Source organism: Streptomyces sp. NPDC048612, assembly GCF_043199295.1.
Classification (GTDB): Bacteria; Actinomycetota; Actinomycetes; order Streptomycetales; family Streptomycetaceae; genus Streptomyces.
On the sequence record NZ_JBICVV010000039.1, the window covers coordinates 17,188 to 35,256 of the forward strand.

At 72.8% G+C, this 18,069-nt stretch carries 14 protein-coding genes; 10 read left to right on the forward strand and 4 right to left on the reverse strand.

The window, feature by feature from the left end; all coding sequences use genetic code 11:
- Positions 1-28: 28 nt before the first annotated feature.
- The gene (locus tag ACGFN2_RS34485; protein WP_362613208.1) at positions 29-634 is read right to left on the reverse strand and encodes a TetR/AcrR family transcriptional regulator; all 606 of its coding nucleotides are present in this window, start codon (positions 632-634) and stop codon (positions 29-31) included.
- A gap of 66 nt (positions 635-700) precedes the next feature.
- On the opposite strand from ACGFN2_RS34485, the gene ACGFN2_RS34490 reads away from it, so the two are divergent.
- The 3 genes from ACGFN2_RS34490 to ACGFN2_RS34500 are packed head-to-tail and all read left to right on the forward strand — an operon-like array spanning position 701 to position 3,632.
- Entirely contained in the window at positions 701-2,674 is a 1,974-nt protein-coding gene (locus tag ACGFN2_RS34490; protein WP_393366805.1) for a fumarylacetoacetate hydrolase family protein, read from the forward strand.
- Complete coding sequence (locus ACGFN2_RS34495) at positions 2,671-3,357, forward strand: DUF2867 domain-containing protein (protein ID WP_393366807.1); 687 nt, start codon at positions 2,671-2,673, stop codon at positions 3,355-3,357. Before ACGFN2_RS34490 ends, ACGFN2_RS34495 begins: the two co-directional genes overlap by 4 nt.
- Positions 3,354-3,632, forward strand: coding sequence for an antibiotic biosynthesis monooxygenase (locus tag ACGFN2_RS34500; protein ID WP_393366809.1), 279 nt, complete (start codon positions 3,354-3,356; stop codon positions 3,630-3,632). Before ACGFN2_RS34495 ends, ACGFN2_RS34500 begins: the two co-directional genes overlap by 4 nt.
- Before the next feature lie 13 nt (positions 3,633-3,645).
- Here the strand turns inward: ACGFN2_RS34500 and ACGFN2_RS34505 are convergent, their stop codons facing one another.
- Together ACGFN2_RS34505 and ACGFN2_RS34510 are read right to left on the reverse strand one after the other, a co-directional pair.
- Complete coding sequence (locus ACGFN2_RS34505) at positions 3,646-5,685, reverse strand: M36 family metallopeptidase (RefSeq protein ID WP_362613198.1); 2,040 nt, start codon at positions 5,683-5,685, stop codon at positions 3,646-3,648.
- Positions 5,686-5,705: 20 nt separating this feature from the next.
- Entirely contained in the window at positions 5,706-7,631 is a 1,926-nt protein-coding gene (locus ACGFN2_RS34510; RefSeq protein ID WP_393366811.1) for a M28 family metallopeptidase, read from the reverse strand.
- A 349-nt stretch (positions 7,632-7,980) separates the two neighbouring features.
- Between ACGFN2_RS34510 and ACGFN2_RS34515 the strand changes: the two genes are divergently transcribed.
- Entirely contained in the window at positions 7,981-8,151 is a 171-nt protein-coding gene (locus ACGFN2_RS34515) for a hypothetical protein (RefSeq protein WP_362613192.1), read from the forward strand.
- 33 nt (positions 8,152-8,184) lie between these two features.
- On the opposite strand, the gene ACGFN2_RS34520 is transcribed toward ACGFN2_RS34515, so the two are convergent.
- A complete protein-coding gene (locus tag ACGFN2_RS34520) occupies positions 8,185-8,652 on the reverse strand; it encodes a hypothetical protein (RefSeq protein WP_362613190.1) in 468 nt (155 codons plus the stop codon).
- Between the two features lie 199 nt (positions 8,653-8,851).
- Between ACGFN2_RS34520 and ACGFN2_RS34525 the strand changes: the two genes are divergently transcribed.
- The 6 genes from ACGFN2_RS34525 (at position 8,852) to ACGFN2_RS34550 (ending at position 18,041) form a co-directional block, all read left to right on the forward strand.
- Positions 8,852-9,607 carry a dienelactone hydrolase family protein gene (locus tag ACGFN2_RS34525; protein ID WP_393366814.1) on the forward strand — a complete coding sequence of 252 codons (756 nt, stop codon included), beginning with the start codon at positions 8,852-8,854 and terminating at the stop codon, positions 9,605-9,607.
- Positions 9,608-9,779: 172 nt separating this feature from the next.
- Complete coding sequence (locus ACGFN2_RS34530; protein WP_393366816.1) at positions 9,780-11,204, forward strand: FAD-binding oxidoreductase; 1,425 nt, start codon at positions 9,780-9,782, stop codon at positions 11,202-11,204.
- Positions 11,201-12,169 (forward strand): cyclase family protein, encoded by a 969-nt coding sequence (locus tag ACGFN2_RS34535; protein WP_393366818.1) that lies wholly within the window; start codon positions 11,201-11,203, stop codon positions 12,167-12,169. Before ACGFN2_RS34530 ends, ACGFN2_RS34535 begins: the two co-directional genes overlap by 4 nt.
- 263 nt (positions 12,170-12,432) lie before the next feature.
- Positions 12,433-15,297, forward strand: a complete 2,865-nt coding sequence (locus ACGFN2_RS34540) for a SpoIIE family protein phosphatase (RefSeq protein WP_393366820.1) — start codon at positions 12,433-12,435, stop codon at positions 15,295-15,297.
- 168 nt (positions 15,298-15,465) lie between these two features.
- Positions 15,466-17,004: a sugar ABC transporter ATP-binding protein gene (locus ACGFN2_RS34545; RefSeq protein ID WP_393366822.1), complete on the forward strand. Its 1,539-nt coding sequence runs from the start codon at positions 15,466-15,468 to the stop codon at positions 17,002-17,004.
- Positions 17,001-18,041, forward strand: a complete 1,041-nt coding sequence (locus tag ACGFN2_RS34550) for an ABC transporter permease (protein ID WP_362613179.1) — start codon at positions 17,001-17,003, stop codon at positions 18,039-18,041. The genes ACGFN2_RS34545 and ACGFN2_RS34550 overlap by 4 nt, the downstream gene beginning before the upstream one ends.
- The last annotated feature ends 28 nt before the right edge of the window (positions 18,042-18,069 follow it).

Consider the following 18,069-nt stretch of genomic DNA (forward strand, 5'->3'; position numbering starts at 1 on the left):
CACCCTCCGCTGAGTTTGTGGTCCGCGCTCACCCCCCGGCCGTGCGCAGCGCTCCCACCACCAGTGTGCGCAGGGCGGCCAACGCCTGTTCGGGGTCGACCCGGTCGGGTGCCAGGAGCCACTGCTGGTGGATGCCGATTCCGGCGCCGATGAGGGTGACGGCCAGCGTCTCGGCGGACAGGCCGGGCGGGAGCGGCAGTCGCTCCAGCCATTGCCGGCAGTGGTCGCGCAGGGTGTGGTGGATCTCGACGTAGCGGCCGTGGATCGGCGAGCCCGGTTCCAGGGCCTCCACCAGGAGTGTGACGAAGAGCTTGGTGGTGGGCTGGGCGAACAGGGCTTCGGCGCCCCGCATCAGGCGGTCGTATCCCGCCTCCACCTCCTTCGGGACCGTCAACTCCGTTGGTGCGTCGCCGAGTTCGGTGCGGATCAGGTCCACCGAGCTTTCGAGGACAGCCAGCAGGAGGCCTTCCTTGCTGCCGAAGTGCCATGGGATCGATCCCCGGCTGATGCCGGACCGTTCGGCCACATCGGCGAACGTGGTCTGCCGATAGCCCTTCTCCGCGAACAGCTCCGCCGCCGCCCGGAGGATCAGCTCGCTGCTCTCGCGGCTGGTCCGCTCTCGTCGCGTGGTCACGCCACCTCCTCTATGCTGGCAATAATATTCTATGCTGGCCAACATAGAGACTCGCGGGAGGTTGGTTTGCGCTTCGTCACCTATGCCTCGGCCGACGGCGACCGGGCGGGCGTCCTCAACGGCGACCTGATCCATGCGTTACCGGACGGCACATCCCTGCTCGGCCTGCTCGGCCCCGCACTGCGGCCGACGGGCGAGCGCGCACTCGCCGAACCCGCCGAGGTCGTCGCGCTCGCCGACGTCACGCTCAAAGCCCCGATCCCCAGGCCACCGTCCATCCGGGACTGCCTGTGCTTCCTCGACCACATGCGCGCCTGCCGCAAGGCCGTCGGCGACACCGAAGTGCTGGAGCCGGCCTGGTACCAGATCCCGGCCTTCTACTTCGCCAACCCCGCCACCGTGGTCGGCCCCTACGACGAGGTCGCCATCTCGCCCGGCAGTGCCTGGTTCGACTTCGAGCTGGAGATCGCCGCGGTGATCGGCACAGCCGGCCGCGATCTGACGCCCGGACAGGCCGCGGACCACATCGCCGGCTACACCCTCTTCTGCGACTGGAGCGCCCGCGATCTCCAGGGTCTGGAGGGCCGGCTCAGGATCGGCCAGGCGAAGGGCAAGGACGGCGCCTCCACGCTCGGACCGTGGCTGGTCACGCCCGACGAGCTGCCCTTGGGGCCGGACGGCGGGCTCGCGGTCGCGGTGCGGGCCGAGGTCAACGGCGAGTTGGTCGGGGCGGGCCGTACCGACTCCATGGACTGGTCCTTCGGTGAGGTCATCTCCTACGCGTCCCGGGGCGTGGAGATCCGGCCGGGAGAGGTGTTCGGTTCGGGCACCGTTCCCGGCTGCTGTCTGCTCGAACACCTCGACGTCGGGGACCTCGCGGCGTTCCGCGGCTGGCTCAAGGACGGCGATGTGGTGTCGCTGCGCGCCGAGGGGCTGGGTGAGGTACGGCAGACCGTACGGGCCAGTGCCCCTCCCCCGCCGCTCGCCGCCCGGCCCGACCCGGCCGCGTCGCCCCGCCGGCCGCGGGTCAACCCGGCCGCCTCCGCGGTGCCGTACACCAAGGGGCTGCACCAGGTCGGTGACGGCGTCTGGGCGTGGCTGCTGCCCGACGGCGGGTACGGCCGGAGCAATGCGGGGCTCGTCGCGGGCGACGGCGCCTCCCTGCTCGTCGACACGCTCTACGATCTGCCGCTCACCGCCGAGATGCTGTCCGGCATGCGGCCGGTCACGGACCGGCACCCGCTGCGCCATGCGGTGCTCACCCACGCCAACGGCGACCACACCCACGGCGGACAGCTGCTCCCCGGCTCGGCGTGTGTCATCGCCGCGGAGGGGACGGCGCACGAGATGCGCGCCGAGATGGCGCCCGAACTGACCGCGGCTCTCCAGGTCATGGACCTCGGGCCGACGCTCACCCCCTATCTGCGCGACCGCTTCGGGGCGTTCGACTTCGGCGGTATCCGGCTGCGCACGCCCGACCGGACCTTCGACCGGCGGCTCACCCTCGATGTGGGGGGCCGCGAGGTGCGGCTGCTCGATCTCGGGCCCGCCCATACCGAGGCCGACACCGTCGTGCACCTTCCGGACGCCGGGGTGCTCTTCGCGGGCGACCTGTTGTTCGTCGGGTGCACCCCGATCGTCTGGAGCGGCCCGCTCGCCAACTGGACCGCCGCCTGCGACACGATGCTGGGCCTCGGCGCGTCCACGGTGGTGCCGGGCCACGGCCCGGTGACGGACGCCGCCGGAATCCGCGCCGTCCGCGACTACTTCGGCCATGTCATCGAGCAGGCCGACGCCGCGTACGCCAAGGGCCTGGACTTCCAGGAGGCGGCGTTCGGGGTCGATCTGGCCGAGTACGGCGGCTGGCTGGACGCCGAACGGGTCGTCGTCAACATCTACCGGCGCTACCGCGAGATCCACCCCGACCAGCCGGTGCTCGACAGGTTCGCCCTGTTCGGCCTGATGGCCGAGTGGGACAAGCGGAGGCAGCCGTCGGCCCACGGGCCGCGCGGCGCCCAATCGAAGGCGGTCCACCGATGAGACTTCCCGACAGCGCGCACACCGCCCGTCCCTGGCTGATCCACGCCCTCGCCTCCGACTTCCGGCTGGAGGACGTCTGGGCGCTGCCGACGCCCGGCGGCCCTGACGACCTGCCGCGGCTCGTACGGCAGATGACCTCCGGCGACGGGCGGTTCTCCAGTGCCACCCGCGGACTCTTCGCGCTCCGCTGGAAACTCGGACGGCTGCTCGGGTGGGACCGGCCCGGCTCCGGCCTCGGCGTACGGGTGCGGACCCTGCGCGACCGCTTGCCGGCGGACCTCCGCGACGCCCCACCGGGACCGGGCTTCCGGGCACTCCCGCTCACCCCCGTCTATCTGACGGACGACGAGTGGGCGGCGGAGGTGGCCAACCGGACCGTGCACGCGGTGATGCACATCGGCTGGGTCCCGGACGGGGCCGGTGGCCACCGGGGGCAGATGGCCGTACTGGTCAAGCCGAACGGCCGGTTCGGCGCGGCCTACATGGCCGTGATCAGGCCGTTCCGGCATCTGCTGGTGGACCCGGCGCTGATGCGCATGATCGGACACGCCTGGCAGAACCGGGCCGACAACGTACCCGCTGGACAACCGGATCGGGCCGGGGCCGACATCCCCGGCTCGGGACCCGGCCGGCGCCCCTCGGCAAGACCCGTCACTCGACAACGCTCAAGGAGAGCATCATGAAGGTCGGAATGATAGCCAGTCACTATCCGCACGCCGCGCACCGCGAGGAGTTCATCGCACGCGTCCACCGCGTCCGCGAGGTGATGCTGCGGACACCGGGATGCCTGTCGGCCGCCTGCTGGTTGTCGGCGGACGCGGTGATCTCCATGGTGCAGTGGGAGTCCGAGGAGGCCGCCGCCGCATCCATGGCCGCCGTCGAGGCGGCGGAGCTGGACGTCGCCTACGACGAGCGCGAAGCCCGCCCGCGCGAGATCGTTCAGGTGGTGGCGGGCTGAACCGCTTCCCTTCCTAGTCCTCGTGCCCGGCCGGCGGCAGCGCCGTGCCGCCCCGGCACCCGGTGAAGGTGGCGTTGGGGCTGAAGGCGTCGAAGCCCAGCTCGTAGCGGGCGAAGGCCTGCCAGGCGGCCTTCCGGACCGCGGTGTACTCGGACGCGGTCAGCCGTCCGCCCTTCATCGCCTTGAAGGCGCGCAGGATGGCGTCGCGGGCGCCGAGGAACGAGGGGTTCTTCGGGGTGAGCTTCATGCCGTCGACGACGGCCTGCCAGGTCACCTGGTAGCCGCGCTCCTTGTTGTGGAGTGCGGTGGTGACCTGGCGGGTCAGTTCCATGAGCGCGGCGCACCAGATCTCGCCGACGTCATGGACTTCCTGGTAGCTCAGGTCGTCGTTGCCGGCGCCGGAGACCTCGCCCGCCCCCTTGCCGATGTCCCCGAAGGTGCCGGGGTACTCGGCGTCATAGGGCCGTTGCCGGATGCCCTTCGAGCGGTTGACCACCCAGTTGCCGAGCACCTCGCGTTCCTGGGGGCTGGAGAAGTTCCTGGTGCTGAGGGCGAAGTAGTCGCCCCAGCCCTCGCCCATCGCGACCGACTGGTCCTCCTCCAGGCCATTGGCGTCGAAGAGGCCACCGACGAGACGGTTCGACACCCCGTGGCAGAACTCGTGGAGGACGACATCGAAGTCGTCGGCCGTATGACGGCCGGTGCTGGTGACCAGCCCCATGTTCATCTCGGCTTCCAGGCCGTCGGCCCGGGTGGCCATGTTGGCCGTCCCGAACACCGCACCTGGATGCGCGAGGGCCCTCACGGGGTCCGCCCCCTGGCCCAGGCCCGTCACGTTGGTGGTCTGGAAGTTCCCCTGGTCCTCCGTGAAGCCGAGCATCATGAACAGGTCGTGGGCGAAGTTGCAGAAGTAGAAGATGTTGGTGACGAACTGCTCGGGGCTGTCCTGCGCGGGGTCGAAGACGCCGTTGCCCGCGGCGTCGACGGGGACCTCGACGGGGCGGCGGGTCGTTCCGTTGAGCGCGCGGACGTTGTTGCCCTGGGTCGACACCTTGCCCTGGTGGGGCTCCGCCCAGGGGAGCGGGAAGCCGGCGGGCAGCCCCTCGGGGACGACGGTCGGGTAGCCGTTCACCGGCAGCGGGAAGGGAACGGTGTCGAAGGTGCTCTCGGCCGGGTTCCGCTGGAAGACGCGTCCGGCGACCGCGTGCCGGACGGTGTCGTAGAAGTAGAGGATCTCGGGCTCGTCCGGGTTCGCGGTCCGCTCGTCGGCCTCGACGAACGCGTGGTACTGAGCGGCCAGCTTCTCCCTGGAGAGGGTGAACATCCAGGTGAGGCGGGCGTCGTCGCCCATGTAGAGGTACACCAGCCGGGCCGGGACGGCCTCCTCGAACGGTCCCTTGCTGAACGTCATCGGCTGGTCGTTCCGCGCCTGGTGCGACAGGCGGGCGAAGCCCTCCGACACGTCGAGGCGCGGGAGTTCGTCGTCGCCGAAGACCCCGCGGAGCGTGACCGGCTCGGCGGCCTTCGCGGCCGCCACCCGCAGCGCCACCTCGGCGGGGACCGTCGGCCTGGTCGGCAGGCTCGCCGGTGCGCTCACGGTGTCGCCGACGACCCGGTCGACGGTGCCGTCCTCGAACAGCCACACCTTGGGCGCCATGGCCCACACCTCGATGCCGTTGAGCACCTGTTGGAGGCTGACCACGCGCATGCCCTCGCTCGTCGTCGTCACGTTCGGGTCGGCCTCGAACTCCACCGGCTCGCCGGCCGCGAAGCCGATCGCCGGGGCGACCGAGGTGACGTACTGCTTGGCACGGGCGATATAGCCGGTGTCGGGCATCGCCACCGACTCGTTCAGGCCCGTGAAGCCGGGCGCACCGGCCACCCGCAGCTCCGTCAGATGCCCGGTGAAGCGGTTCACTTTGCTGCGGTCCGCCACGAGGGTGCTGTCGACCTCAGCCGCCACCCGTTCGGTGTCCTCCAGGAAGGCATCGGCCTCGGCGACGCTGGCCAAGCGGTCGTAGTTCTTGTTCCGCCTGTCGATCATTACGCTCATGGCGTGCTCCTTGGGAGGGGTCAGAGGCCCGCGAGCGTGAGTGCCGCCGTCGCGACCGTACGGGCGATCGCGGCGGCGTAGTCCGTGTCGTGGTCCTCGTCGAGGAGGGTGTCGCCCGGCAGGTGGTACTGCCGGGTGCCGGTCGCGGGCGTGGTGTCGTCGAAGAAGTTCTCGCAGACGGCGGCAGCCGCCCAACCGCGTTCGTGGAAGCTCGCGTGATCGCTCCGTCCGGCGGCCGGGTCGTCGGAGCCCGCGAGCGTCTGGAGCGAGAAGCCGGCCGCGACCGCGGGGGCGGCACGGGCGACGAGTCCCCCGAGTGCGCCGGAGGCGCCCACGACCGGGCCGGGGACCGTGGAACCGGTGTGGATCTCCATCGTGCGGGTGCCGCCCCGGAAGCCCGCGATCATGTCCATCTGGAGCACACCGGCGATCCGGTCACCGGCCGCGGCCGCCGCGCGGGCGTACGCCTTGCTGCCGACGAGGCCCTGCTCCTCGGCGTTGAAGAGCACGAAGCGCACCGTGCGGGACGGGGCCCGGCCGGCGGCGAGCATCGCGCTCAGACACTCGGCCGCGGCGAGGACCGCCGCCGTACCGCTCCCGTCGTCGTCGGCGCCCGGTGCCGGGTCGACGGCGGGGTCATAGGGGCGCGGCCGGCCGTCGCTGTCGAAGAACTCGCCCCGGGCCGCTGTCGAGTCGAGATGTGCGGTGACAAGGACGGCGGAGTCCGCCGCCGGGACGCGGAACTCCGCCTCGACGTTGGCGAGTCGGCGTCCCCGCCAGGAGAACTCATGGCGTCGGACGGTCAGGCCGAGATCCTGGAGCCACCGGGCGAGTGCGCTGACGACGAGGGCGTTGTCGGGGCTCGACACGTCACGGCTGCGTACCTTCAGGGGTTCTCCCTCGACGAGCGGGTCGATGCCGGAGATCCGGGCGACATGGCCGCGCATCGCCGCCGGGGTGATGGCGGCGCGGACCGCGGCCAGGGTCTCCGGGGAGGGCTCCCCGTCCGCGAACGCGTCGGCGAGGCCTTCGACGCGGGCCTCTCCCGGCCGGGACAGGAGAGCCGGGTCGGGGAGCAGCCGTTCCGTGTGCCCGGGTTTGGCGTCCGCGCAGTGCAGGTCCTCGACGGGAGTGCCGGCCGCGGCGGCCACATAGACGCCGCCCGGGGCCGGGCCGAGCGGGACGACGGAGGGTCGCGGTTCGTCGAGTGCGCGCGCGAGGAAGGCGAACGCCGCCGTGGCGCGCAGGGCGTCCTCCGCGGTCGCCCTGACGGGCGCGGAGGCACGGGTGAGGCCTTCCGGGAGCGTCACCGGACGGTCGTCGCGCATCAGGAAGGCGGCGGTCTCCGCCACCTGGCCCCGGAGGTCGGCCGGGAAGCCGCCCTGTTCGAGTGCGGTCACACCGCGCGCGGTCGCCATGACGAGGACGAGCTGGGCGGAGGCCACATGGACCGGCACGACCTCGGCGGCCCGCGCGATCGACTCCACCTCGGCCACACTCCGGCCGGCCGGAATCTCGATCCGCGCCCAGAACACCGGGCGGCCCTCGACGGCGGCGAGGGTGAAGACCGGGTGTGCGGCGGTGCGCATCCCGGCTTGGTGCGCGAACGCCCGCTCCTCGGGTGCTTCGCCCACGAAGACGCACTGACCGGCCGCGACACCCGCGCTCGCCACCGCGTCGTCGAAGAGGGCGCGCGAATTCTTCGCGCCCCAGTGGAGGAGGCTGTCGTCCGGGAAGCGGTCGGCGAACGCGGTGTGCAGCGCCGCCACCGCGCGGGCGCGGGCGGCCTCCCCGCTGCCCGGGTTCGAGAGGATGCCCTTCCGCATGCCCGCCAGCGCGTCGAGGACCTCGACGACGCGCGGCCGCGGGCGGAGCGTCAGGGAGCCGTCGGCCTCGATGCTCGCGTCCGCGAGCGTGTCACCGATGTCGAAGAACAGCACGGCCATCTCGGCGCCTCCGGAAGAGCGCGCCCCCGGACCGGCCTCCGCAGTACCCCGGGCCGAGGCCCCTGTCCACGGGGGGCGTACAAGGCGGGTCACGGCGGCGTGCGTGCCGCTGTGACGGCCCACCCCTTTCATTGTCCGTGGGGCGCCGCGTTCCCGCATCCTGGGCGGGCTCCTCCTCCGCAGCGGCCAGGACGGCGTTCGCCGGTGGTCTCGGACGCGCTGCGCAAGCAATCCTGACGCACCGTCAGACATGGTACGGATCGGCGAAGGGTCGCCGACATGCACCGGCCGTAGGCGCGTGCAAGTCTGGTACCGGTTCCTCGCTCGAGATCCTCCAGGAGGCACGATCGTGGGCAAGAAACAGAGTCGGCAGAACCGCGGCGCGCGCACCGGCGGCCATGAGCACGGTGCCGCCGCGGAGGCGAAGAAGCCGAAGGCATCGACCCCGCATCCGCCGGAGGAGCAGTCGATGTCGAAGCATGTGGCCCACAAGGCGCAGCGGAAGTTCGGCCACAACTGACCTGCGGGCGCGCCTCAGCCGGGCCCCGCACGGTCACGCACCGGGCGGGTGGTCCTCCCCCTCGTACGCCGCCAGCGCGACCTGGCGGCTCTCCAGCACCTCGCCGAGATCTCCGGGTTCCAGCCGGTCCTGCGCCAGCTTCATGCGGGCCGTGGCCTCGACGGAGGCCCAGGCCTGCCGGGCCCGCTTGTTGGCCACCCGGCGGCTGTCACCCCGCAGGAAGCCGGCCCCCGCCGCACACCCCGCGGCGGTCAGCGCCACCAACGCCGCGGGAACGCGGGCGTCCGCCGAGGCCAGCCCCGCGGCGCCGGAGACAGCCGCGAGCAGCGCCGCCGGAAAGCCCAGTGCGATATCGGCCCTGGCCCAGAAGTCGGCTCTGCGGTGGGCGAGGTCCTTCTGCCGTGTCGCTTCCTCGCACAGCCGCTCCACCTCGGCGCGCAGCCGGCCGGAGGGCTCGTTCCTGGCGGGTGACACGGAGGGTCCGGCAGCGGAAGTGACCATGCCTGGATTCCAACACAAGGGAAACGCAAGGGACTTGTGCGTGCGTACACAGTCTTGCGGGGCGTCCGTGGTGGGCTCCCGACAGTTCGGACGGAGCCGGGCGTGTCAGTGCCGGCCCTTAGTGTGGACACGGTCGGCCTGATCACCGGCGGACGGGTGGCCGGCCTCGCGCACCCCGAGCCCGAGCAAAGGAGCGGACATGACGAGCGTGCAGGGCACCCACCTGGACCTCCCCACCCCGGACGGTGTCGCCGACGCGTACCTCGCCCACCCCGACGACGGCAGGCCGCACCCCGGGGTGCTGCTGTACATGGACGTGTTCGGACTGCGGCCCGCGCTGGAGGAGGCGGCCGGGCGGCTGGCCGGGCACGGCTACACGGTGCTGGTACCCAACGTCATGTACCGCGCGGGACGCGCTCCCCTCGTCGACCTGCCCGGCTTCATCGACCCCGCCGAGCGGCCGGAGATCATCGAGCGGCTGCTGCCGCTCGCGCAGGCGCTCACCCCGGATCTGGCGATGCGGGACGCCGGCGCCTACCTAGACTGGCTGGCCGCCTCCCCGCTGGTCGCCGACGGCCCGATAGGCACCGCCGGTTACTGCATGGGCGGCGTGCTCGCCGTCCGCACCGCGGCGGCCCACTCCGACCGGATCGGCGCCGCGGCCGCCTTCCACGCCGGGCGCCTGGTCACCGAGGCGGAGGACAGTCCGCACCGGCTCGTCGGCCGCAGCAGGGCGGAGCTGTACTTCGGCCATGCCGACCAGGACCATTCGATGCCGGCCGACCAGATCGCGGTTCTGGAGCGGGCCCTGGAGGCCGCAGGCGTGCCCTACCGGAGCGAGCTGTACGAGGGCGCGCAGCACGGTTACACCCAGAGTGACACCGCCGCGTACAACGCCGAGGCGGACCAGCGTCATTGGCGCAGCCTGCTGGAACTCTTCGAGCGCCGCCTGTGACCCGGTCCCGCCGTCCCCGCGGGCGCCCCGCGCCTCAACCGGCCCTGACCGGCGGGTTCGAGGCGTACGGCCGTCAACTGGAGGGGCCGATCACCCCGTGTTAGCGTGACAGTGTCCGTTCGAAACGGACAATTACCCGCTTTCCTGGCCTCTCCAGAAGGAGATGGTGACCATGGCGCGGGACCCGCTGTTCCACGCGTCCGGGACCGGCGCCGGGGCCCGGGGCAGCCCCCGGACCGGCGGACACACCGCCGTCGTCGGCGACACCGTGGACTGGGACGGCCTCCGGCGGCGGATGAGCGGAACGCTGCTGCGGCCGGGAGACGCCGGGTTCGACAACGCCAGGAAGCTCTTCAACCCGCTCAACGACGACCGGGTGCCCGCGGCGGTGGCGCAGTGCGCGTCGGTGGCCGATGTCCGCGAGGCGGTGCTGGCGGCCGCGCGCCGGGTGCCGGTGGCGGCCCGCAGCGGCGGGCACTCCTATGTGGGGTACTCGGCGCCGCCCGGCGGCCTCACCCTCGACCTCCGCCGCCTGTCGGCCGTGCGGGTCCGGCCGGACGGCGCCGCCACGGTCGGTGCCGGCGCGACCCTGGAGAACGTCTACACGGCGCTCGGTCAGGCCAACCGCTGTCTGCCCGGCGGCTCCTGCTTCACCGTCGGCATCGCCGGGGTGGCCCTGGGCGGTGGAATCGGCGTGCTGCAACGGAAGTTCGGGCTCACCTGTGACCACCTGGTGTCCGCCGAGGTCATCACCGCCGACGGGCGGACGCTGACCGCCTCGGCCACCCGGGAACCGGACCTGTTCTGGGCGCTGCGCGGTGGTGGCGGCGGCAACTTCGGGGTCGTCACGGAGTTCACCTTCGCGACCGACCCGGCTCCGGCCCTGACGGTGTTCGCGCTGGGCTTCCCGGCGTCGGCGGGGAACGTGACGAAGGTACTGACCGGATGGCAGCCGTGGATCACGGCCGCGCCGCGCGCGCTGTGGGCGAACCTCAACATGGCCGGCGGCACCGCCCCGAGCTGCCGGGTGGCGGGCTGCTTCGTGGGGCCCAGCAGCGCCTGCAACACCCTGCTGAACGACCTGGTCGCGCGCGCCGGGGTGCTCCCCACCCAGCGCCGGGTCGAGGACCGCGACTACTTCAAGGCCATGCGCTTCTTCTCCGGCAGTCCCGACCGGCAGTCGTTCGTCGCCTCGTCCCGCGTCCTCGCCACACCCACCGCCGGCCCCGCTGCCGTCGTCGCCCTGCTCACCGGCCGTCCGGGCATGGCTCTCATCCTCGACGCACTCGGCGGCGCGGTGGCCGACGTCGGTGTCCAGCAGACCGCGTTCCCGCACCGCAAGGCCTTCGCCACCGCACAGATCTATGCGAGCGCGACCACGGCGTCCGAGGCCGCGGTGACCCGCAGCGTCGGCCAGGTCGTGGCGGGCCTCGCGGACCTGGGCATCAAGGACGGGTACGTGAACTACATCGACCCGGCCCTCCCCGACTGGGGCACGGCCTACTACGGACCGAATCTGGACCGGCTGCGCCGGGTCGCGTACGCCTACGACCCGGACCGGGTCTTCGACTTCCCCCAAGCGGTCACCCGGGCGTGACCAGCGGCTCCGGCGACGCACCAGTCTCCCCGCCGGCCGGTTCCGGCGCGGGGCCGGCCGTGTCCCGCCCGGAGTTCGACGCGCTGTTCGCCACGCTCCGTACGTGGGGCCGCTGGGCCGCCGCCGACCGCGGCGCCTGGAACCGGGTGACGCCGGACCGGGTACGGCAGGCCACCGCGCTGGTCCGGTCCGGCACGGTGGTCCCGCTGGCGCGCCCCTGGGACACCGCGCCCGGCCCGGACAACCACAAGCCCGCCCTGCACCACATGTCGGACCTCGGTGACGTCGAGGCTCCGGAGCCCGCCACGTACAAGGACTTCATCGGGGTCGACTACCACGGCAAGGCGGTCAGCCATCTGGACGCGCTGTCCCATGTCGCCTATCGCGGGCAGCTCTACGACGGCCGCGCGGCGCAGGAGTGCGTGGACGCCGGAGGTGCGCGGTTCGGTGCCGTGTCGGCACTGGGCCCGCTGGTGACCCGGGGGGTTCTCCTGGATCTGCCCACCGTGCTCGGGGTGGCCTGGCTGGAGCCCGGACGGGCCGTGCACGCGGCGGATGTCGTGGCCGCGGAGCGGGCGCTCGGGGTGTCGGTCGGCGAGGGCGATGCGGTGCTGCTGCGGTCCGGCGGTCTCCGCCGTCGTCGGGAGCGGGGTGCCTGGGACACCGGTGCGGCGAGCGCGGGGCTGCATGTGGACGCCATGCCGCTGCTGGCCGAGCGCGGGATCGCGCTGCTCGGCGGGGACGGCGACAGCGATGTGCGGCCCTCGCCGGTGGACGGGGTGCACTCTCCGGTGCATGCGCTGGCGCTCGCCGCGATGGGGGTGCCGCTGCTGGACAACCTCGACCTGGAGGCGCTGTCCGCGGCGAGCGCCGAGACGGGCCGTTACGCGTTCCTCCTCGTGGTGGCGCCGCTGAACATCCCCGGCGGCACCGGCTCACCGGTCAGTCCGGTCGCGGTGCTATGACGACCGGGCGGTCAGCGGGACTCCTGCCGCGCGACCGGTTGAAGGGCAGGTCACGGGCATGATCATCGCTGGGGGTGGGTGGTGGTCCCGATCCCGGGCGGACCGCGGGGCGGGGCGCGGGAACGCCTCGGCCGCCCGGTTCCCTTCCGGGGCAGCGGCCGGTTCCACCAGAAGTACAAAGCTCTACAATTGGATCAAATGAGACAGCTGCTCCGACGTACGGGTGGCCCTCGCGGCATGCACCCCTGTGGGAAGTGATTGGGATGGGGCTGGCGGGAGAGGGCAGCGGTCCCGCACGCGCCCGTGAGCAGTTCCTTGGGGGTGGGCCGGTCGAGGGAGCGGTCCGGGGGTCGATCCTGGATTCCTGGCAGCGGTCCCGGTCGCTGGGGCTCACACCGGAGCGCTGCGAGCTTCCCTACAGCCAGGATCTCGATCTGGACGGGCGGCTCGTCCGCGCCGCGGCACCCGTACTGGACCGGCTGCAGACCCGGTTCGCGGGCCGGCAGATGAATGTGTCGCTCGCCGACGGGCGCGGCGCGGTGCTGCAGCGCCGCTTCGGCGAAGCCTCGCTCGTCCGGCGCCTGGCCCCGATCCAGAGCGTCCCCGGCTTCGTCTTCGCCGAGCGGTTCGGCGGGACCAACGGTATCGGGCTGGCGCTCGCGGAACGACAGCTGATCAATGTCTACGGGGCCGAGCACTTCGCCGAACGCTCGCAGTCCAGCGCCTGCTCGGCCGTTCCCGTCCGGGACCCGCTCAGTGGGCGCATCGAGGGCGTCCTCTGTCTCGGCTATCCGCTCACCGACGCGGACACCGCGCTGAACACCGTGGTCCGCAAGGCGGCCGGGGCCATCGAGCGGCGACTGCTGGAGCAGAGTACGTCGCGGGAACGGGCCCTGCTGGAGGCCTACCTCGACGCCAGGCGCCATGCGCCGGGCGGTGGGACGCGCGGCAACGGGCAGCTGGGCGAACTCGCCGAGAGCGGGCTGGACTGGCGGGATCAGATGATCCTGAAGGAGAAGGCCACCGAACTGATCACCTCGGCCCAGCGCGCCGCGGTCGAGGTGTCGCTGCCCGGCGGGCGGCACGTCACCCTGCTCAGCCGCCCCGTGACCACCGCCTCCGGGGTGGAGGGCCTCGTCGTCGAAGCGGTCCTGCCCGCGGCTGACCAGCGGATCGCCGTGCCCTCCGACGCCGGGACGCCCGCCGCGCCGCTCACGGAGCCGGCGCTCGCATCCGCCGCCCCGCCGCCGGAGCACCGTCCGGACGCCGTGCCCGGCCGGGCGGTCGCGACCGTCCGGCCGCCGGACGCCGCCGGGCCGCCCGGCTCCGAGGGAGGCAGCGCGCCCGGCGGTGCGGCCAGTGGGCTGGTGCTGGTGGGCGAGCCGGGGGTGGGGAAGTACGCCGTGGCGGCGCGGCGCCGGCTGGAGCTGCTGTCCGAGGCCAGCACCCGCATCGGGACCACCCTGGACGTGAGCCGTACCGCCCGGGAGCTGGCCGAGATGGCGGTGCCGCAGCTGGCGGACTTCGTCACCATCGACCTGCCCGAGGCGGTGCTGCGCGGTGAGGAGCCGACCGACCCCCGCTCCGGTCTGCACCGCACGGTGGTCCACGGCATCCGCGACGACTGCCCCTTCTACCCGGCCGGCGAGCCGGTGGACCTCCGTCCTTCCACGCCCCAGCTCCGCTGTCTGGCCGCCGGTGAGCCGGTCCTGGAGCCCGAGCTGCGGACCGCCGGCGGGTGGATCGCCCAGGACCCCGAGCACGCCCGGCGGCTTCTCGGCCATGACGTCCACTCCCTCATCGCCGTCCCGCTCCTCGCGCGCGGGATCGCCCTGGGCGTGGCGAGCTTCTACCGCTCGGCGGACCCGGCGCCGTTCGGGGACGACGACCGTTCGCTGGCCCAGGAACTCGCCACCCGTGCGGCCATCTGCATTGACAACGCGCGCCGTTACACCCGCGAGCACACCATGGTCCTGGCGTTGCAGCGCAGCCTGCTGCCGCACAGCTTCCCCGAGCAGAACGCCGTCGAGGTGGCCTACCGCTATATGCCCGCCGAGTCCGGGGTCGGCGGGGACTGGTTCGATGTCATCCCCCTGTCCGGCACCCGTATCGCGCTGATCGTCGGGGATGTCGTCGGTCACGGGATGCATGCCGCCGCCACCATGGGCCGGCTGCGGATCGCCGCGCGCAACTTCGCGGAACTGGACCTCGGCCCGGACGAGGTCCTCAGCCACCTCGACCGGCTCGTGGGGCGCCTCGACCTGGACGAGGACACCGCGGAGGACCGCGCCGACAGCCCCGGCATCATCGGCGCCACCTGCCTGTACGCCGTCTACGACCCCACCTCTCAGCAGTGTGTGATGGCCCGGGCCGGGCACCCGCCGCCCGCGCTCGTGCGCCCGGAGGGCACCGTGTCCTTCCCCGACCTCCCGGCGGGCCCGCCGCTGGGCCTGGGCGGGCTCCCGTTCGAGACCGCCGCGTTCCACCTCCCCGAGGGCAGCCAGCTCGTCCTCTACACCGACGGGCTGCTCCAGGACCGCGAGCGCGACTTCGACACGGCCCTCGACGAGCTGCGGCAGGCCGTGGCACACCCGGACCGCTCGCCGGAGGACACCTGTGAGGCCGTGGTCCGGTCCGTGGTGCCGCAGCGCCCCACCGACGACATCGCCCTGCTCGTCGCCCGCACCCACGCCCTGGACCCACGGCGGATCGCCACCTGGGACCTGCCTGCCGACCCCGCGCGGGTCTCCGGCATCCGCACCGCCGTGACCGGACGGCTGGCCGCATGGGGTCTGGACGAGGCCGTCTTCGCCACCGAACTGCTGCTCAGCGAGCTGGTCACCAACGCCATCCGCTACGGCGCCGAGCCCATCCAGGTACGGCTGCTCCATGACCGCACACTGATCTGCGAGGTCTCCGACGCCGGCAGCACCGCCCCGCATCTGCGTCATGCGGCCACCACCGACGAGGGCGGCCGCGGCCTGTTCCTCGTCGCACAGCTCGCCCAGGCCTGGGGCACCCGCTACACCGCCGACGGCAAGGTCATCTGGGCCGAGTGCGCCCTGGAGGCTCCCACCGCACAGCTCGGCGGCGCCATGGCCTCCTTCGACGACATTCCCGCCATCTGACAGCCCATCCGGCATCACGGGCAAAGCGGGCCTTAGCATGACGGGCACCGGGCGGGCCGCTGACGCGACGTCAGGACCGCATTCCCCGGCGCCCGCACCATCGCGCAGCGTCCAGCAGCAGTGACCTTCCGTCGGGAGGAACCACGAGGCCGGCCCCTGGAGAAGTCCGTGCATCACGCTCCTGACAGCACCGCTCCCCCACGCCACGGCACGGAGCCGCTCGTCCGCATCCGCGGTCTCTGCAAGCGGTTCGGCGGCACCCTCGCACTGGACGCGGTCGACCTCGACCTCCACGCCGGCAGCGTCCTGGCCCTGCTCGGCCCCAACGGTGCCGGGAAGTCCACCCTCATCAAGGTGCTCGCGGGCGTCCACCGCGCGGACCACGGCGAGGTGACCGTGGCCGGGCATCCGCTCGGTACCGAAGCGGCCGCCCGCACCATGGCCTTCATCCACCAGGACCTGGGGCTGGTCGAGTGGATGACGGTCGCCGAGAACATCGCCCTGGGCACCGGCTACCCACGCCGTGCCGGTCTGCTGTCCTGGCGGCGGACCCGCGAACGGTGCGCCGCTGCCCTGGACCTCGTCGCCGCGCACCTCGACCCCCGCACCGTCCTCGGCGACCTCCCGCGCGCCGAACGGTCGTTGGTGGCCATCGCCCGCGCCCTGGCCACCCGTGCCGCACTCCTGGTCCTGGACGAGCCGACCGCCAGCCTCCCGGCGGCGGACTGCATCCGGCTCTTCGAGGTGCTCCACACGCTGCGCGACCAGGGGCACGCCCTGGTCTTCGTCACCCACCGGCTCGACGAGGTGTACAAGGCCGCCGACGCGTTCGCCGTCCTCCGCGACGGCCGCCTCATCAGCCACGGCCCGCTCGCCGGCCACAGCCCCGCCCGGCTGGTGCACGACATCGTGGGCGAGGAACCGGCCGGCATCCGCTTCGCACCCGCCACCGGGCAGGCCGTGCTGAGCCTCGACGGCGTACGGACCGGGAACACCGCACCGGTCAGCCTGGAACTGTGCGCCGGGGAGATCCTCGGCATGGTGGGCCTCACCGGCGCCGGGCACATGGAGCTGGGCCGCGCGCTGGCCGGTGCCCTGCCGGTCGCCGGCGGACGGGCCCGGCTCAACGGGCGGCCGTACGCGCCGGGCTCGGTCGCCGACGCCGTGCGCCGCGGCGTCGGCTTCGTGACGAGCAACCGTCAGGAGGAGGGCTGCGCCGCCGAACTGACCGTACGGGAGAACTTCCTGGCCAACCCCCGCGCGGACGGACTGCCGGCCCTGCACTGGATCAGCCCCCGGCGGGAGCGGGCCCGGGCCAGGGCCCTGGCCGAGCGTTTCTCGGTGCGTCCCCGGGACAGCGAGGCGCCGATCGCCACGCTGTCCGGGGGCAATCAGCAGAAGGTCATGGTCGGGCGGTGGCTCCGGACGCGGCGCAGTCTGCTGATCCTCGAAGAGCCGACCGCCGGGGTGGACATCGGCGCCAAGACGGCGGTCTACGGGCTGCTCCGGGACGCGCTGGCCGACGGCCTGGCCGTGCTGCTCCTGTCCACCGACTTCGAGGAGGTCGCCCACGTGTGCCACCGCGCCCTGGTGTTCGTCCGCGGGGCGGTGACGGAGGAGCTGGGCGGCGAGGCACTGACGGTCACCGCGCTCGCCCGCGCCTCCTCCGCCATGGCCGCGCTCACGGGGGAGACGAGGAGACCATGACGCACTCCCCGCACTCCGCGCCGGTCCGCCGGCTGGGGCACCTCGTCGGCGCCTACGGTCTCCTGGCCCTCGCCGCCCTGCTGTTCCTGGCCTTCTCGCTCGCCCTGCCGGACACCTTTCCCACCCTGGACAACATCTCCGAGATCCTGTCCAACCAGTCGATCCCCGCGCTCCTCGCGCTCGGCGCGACGCTCCCCATCGTCACCGGCAACTTCGACCTCTCCATCGGCTACGGTCTCGGCCTCGCGCACGTGATGACGATGCAGCTCATCGTGCAGGAGGCATGGCCCTGGCCGCTCGCCTGTCTCGTGGTGATCGCCGGCGGGGCGGTCGTCGGCACCGTCAACGGTGTCGTCGTCGAGTTCGCGAAGATCAACTCGTTTATCGCCACCCTCGGCACCGGCAGCATCCTCTACGCCCTCACCGGCTGGGTCACCAACGGGGCCCGGATCGTCCCCGGCCCGCAGGGCCTGCCGGCCGCGTTCACCGACCTCTACGACTCCCGGTTCCTGGGTCTGCCGGTGTCCGCCTGCTACGTCCTCGCCCTCACCGCCGTGCTGTGGCTGCTCCTGGAACGGCTGCCGCTCGGCCGCTACCTGTACGTCATCGGGTCCAACCCCCGCGCCGCCGACCTGCTGGGCATCCCCGTCCGGCGCCATGTCGTCCAGGCCTTCGCCGGATCGGGCCTGGTCGTCGGGGTCGCCGGGGTCCTGCTCGCCACCCAGCAGCGCATCGGCAACCCCAGCGTCGGCCTGGACTATCTGCTGCCCGCCTTCGTCGGTGCGCTCCTCGGCTCCACCGCGATCCGGCCCGGCCGCCCGAACGCGCTGGGCACCCTGGTCGCCGTCGTCGTCCTCGCCATCGGCCTGGCCGGAATCGGCCAGTTCGGCGCCCAGTTCTGGGTCACTCCGCTGTTCAACGGCGCCACCCTGCTCCTCGCCGTCGGCATGGCCGGCTATGCCGCGCGCCGGCAGCTGCGCCACCGGTGGGCGGAGCCGCCCCGGACGCCCAAGGATCTCTCCCGGGCCGCCTCGTGAGGTGTCGTCACCGCGCCGTCCCGTCACG

Coding starts and splice junctions, on each gene's coding strand:
- ACGFN2_RS34495 (WP_393366807.1), top strand. CDS start 2,671: ATGAGACTTCCCGACAGCGCGCACACCGCCCGTCCCTGGCTGATCCAC.
- ACGFN2_RS34500 (WP_393366809.1), top strand. CDS start 3,354: ATGAAGGTCGGAATGATAGCCAGTCACTATCCGCACGCCGCGCACCGC.
- ACGFN2_RS34505 (WP_362613198.1), bottom strand. CDS start 5,685: ATGAGCGTAATGATCGACAGGCGGAACAAGAACTACGACCGCTTGGCC.
- ACGFN2_RS34510 (WP_393366811.1), bottom strand. CDS start 7,631: ATGGCCGTGCTGTTCTTCGACATCGGTGACACGCTCGCGGACGCGAGC.
- ACGFN2_RS34520 (WP_362613190.1), bottom strand. CDS start 8,652: ATGGTCACTTCCGCTGCCGGACCCTCCGTGTCACCCGCCAGGAACGAG.
- ACGFN2_RS34525 (WP_393366814.1), top strand. CDS start 8,852: ATGACGAGCGTGCAGGGCACCCACCTGGACCTCCCCACCCCGGACGGT.
- ACGFN2_RS34530 (WP_393366816.1), top strand. CDS start 9,780: ATGGCGCGGGACCCGCTGTTCCACGCGTCCGGGACCGGCGCCGGGGCC.
- ACGFN2_RS34540 (WP_393366820.1), top strand. CDS start 12,433: ATGGGGCTGGCGGGAGAGGGCAGCGGTCCCGCACGCGCCCGTGAGCAG.
- ACGFN2_RS34550 (WP_362613179.1), top strand. CDS start 17,001: ATGACGCACTCCCCGCACTCCGCGCCGGTCCGCCGGCTGGGGCACCTC.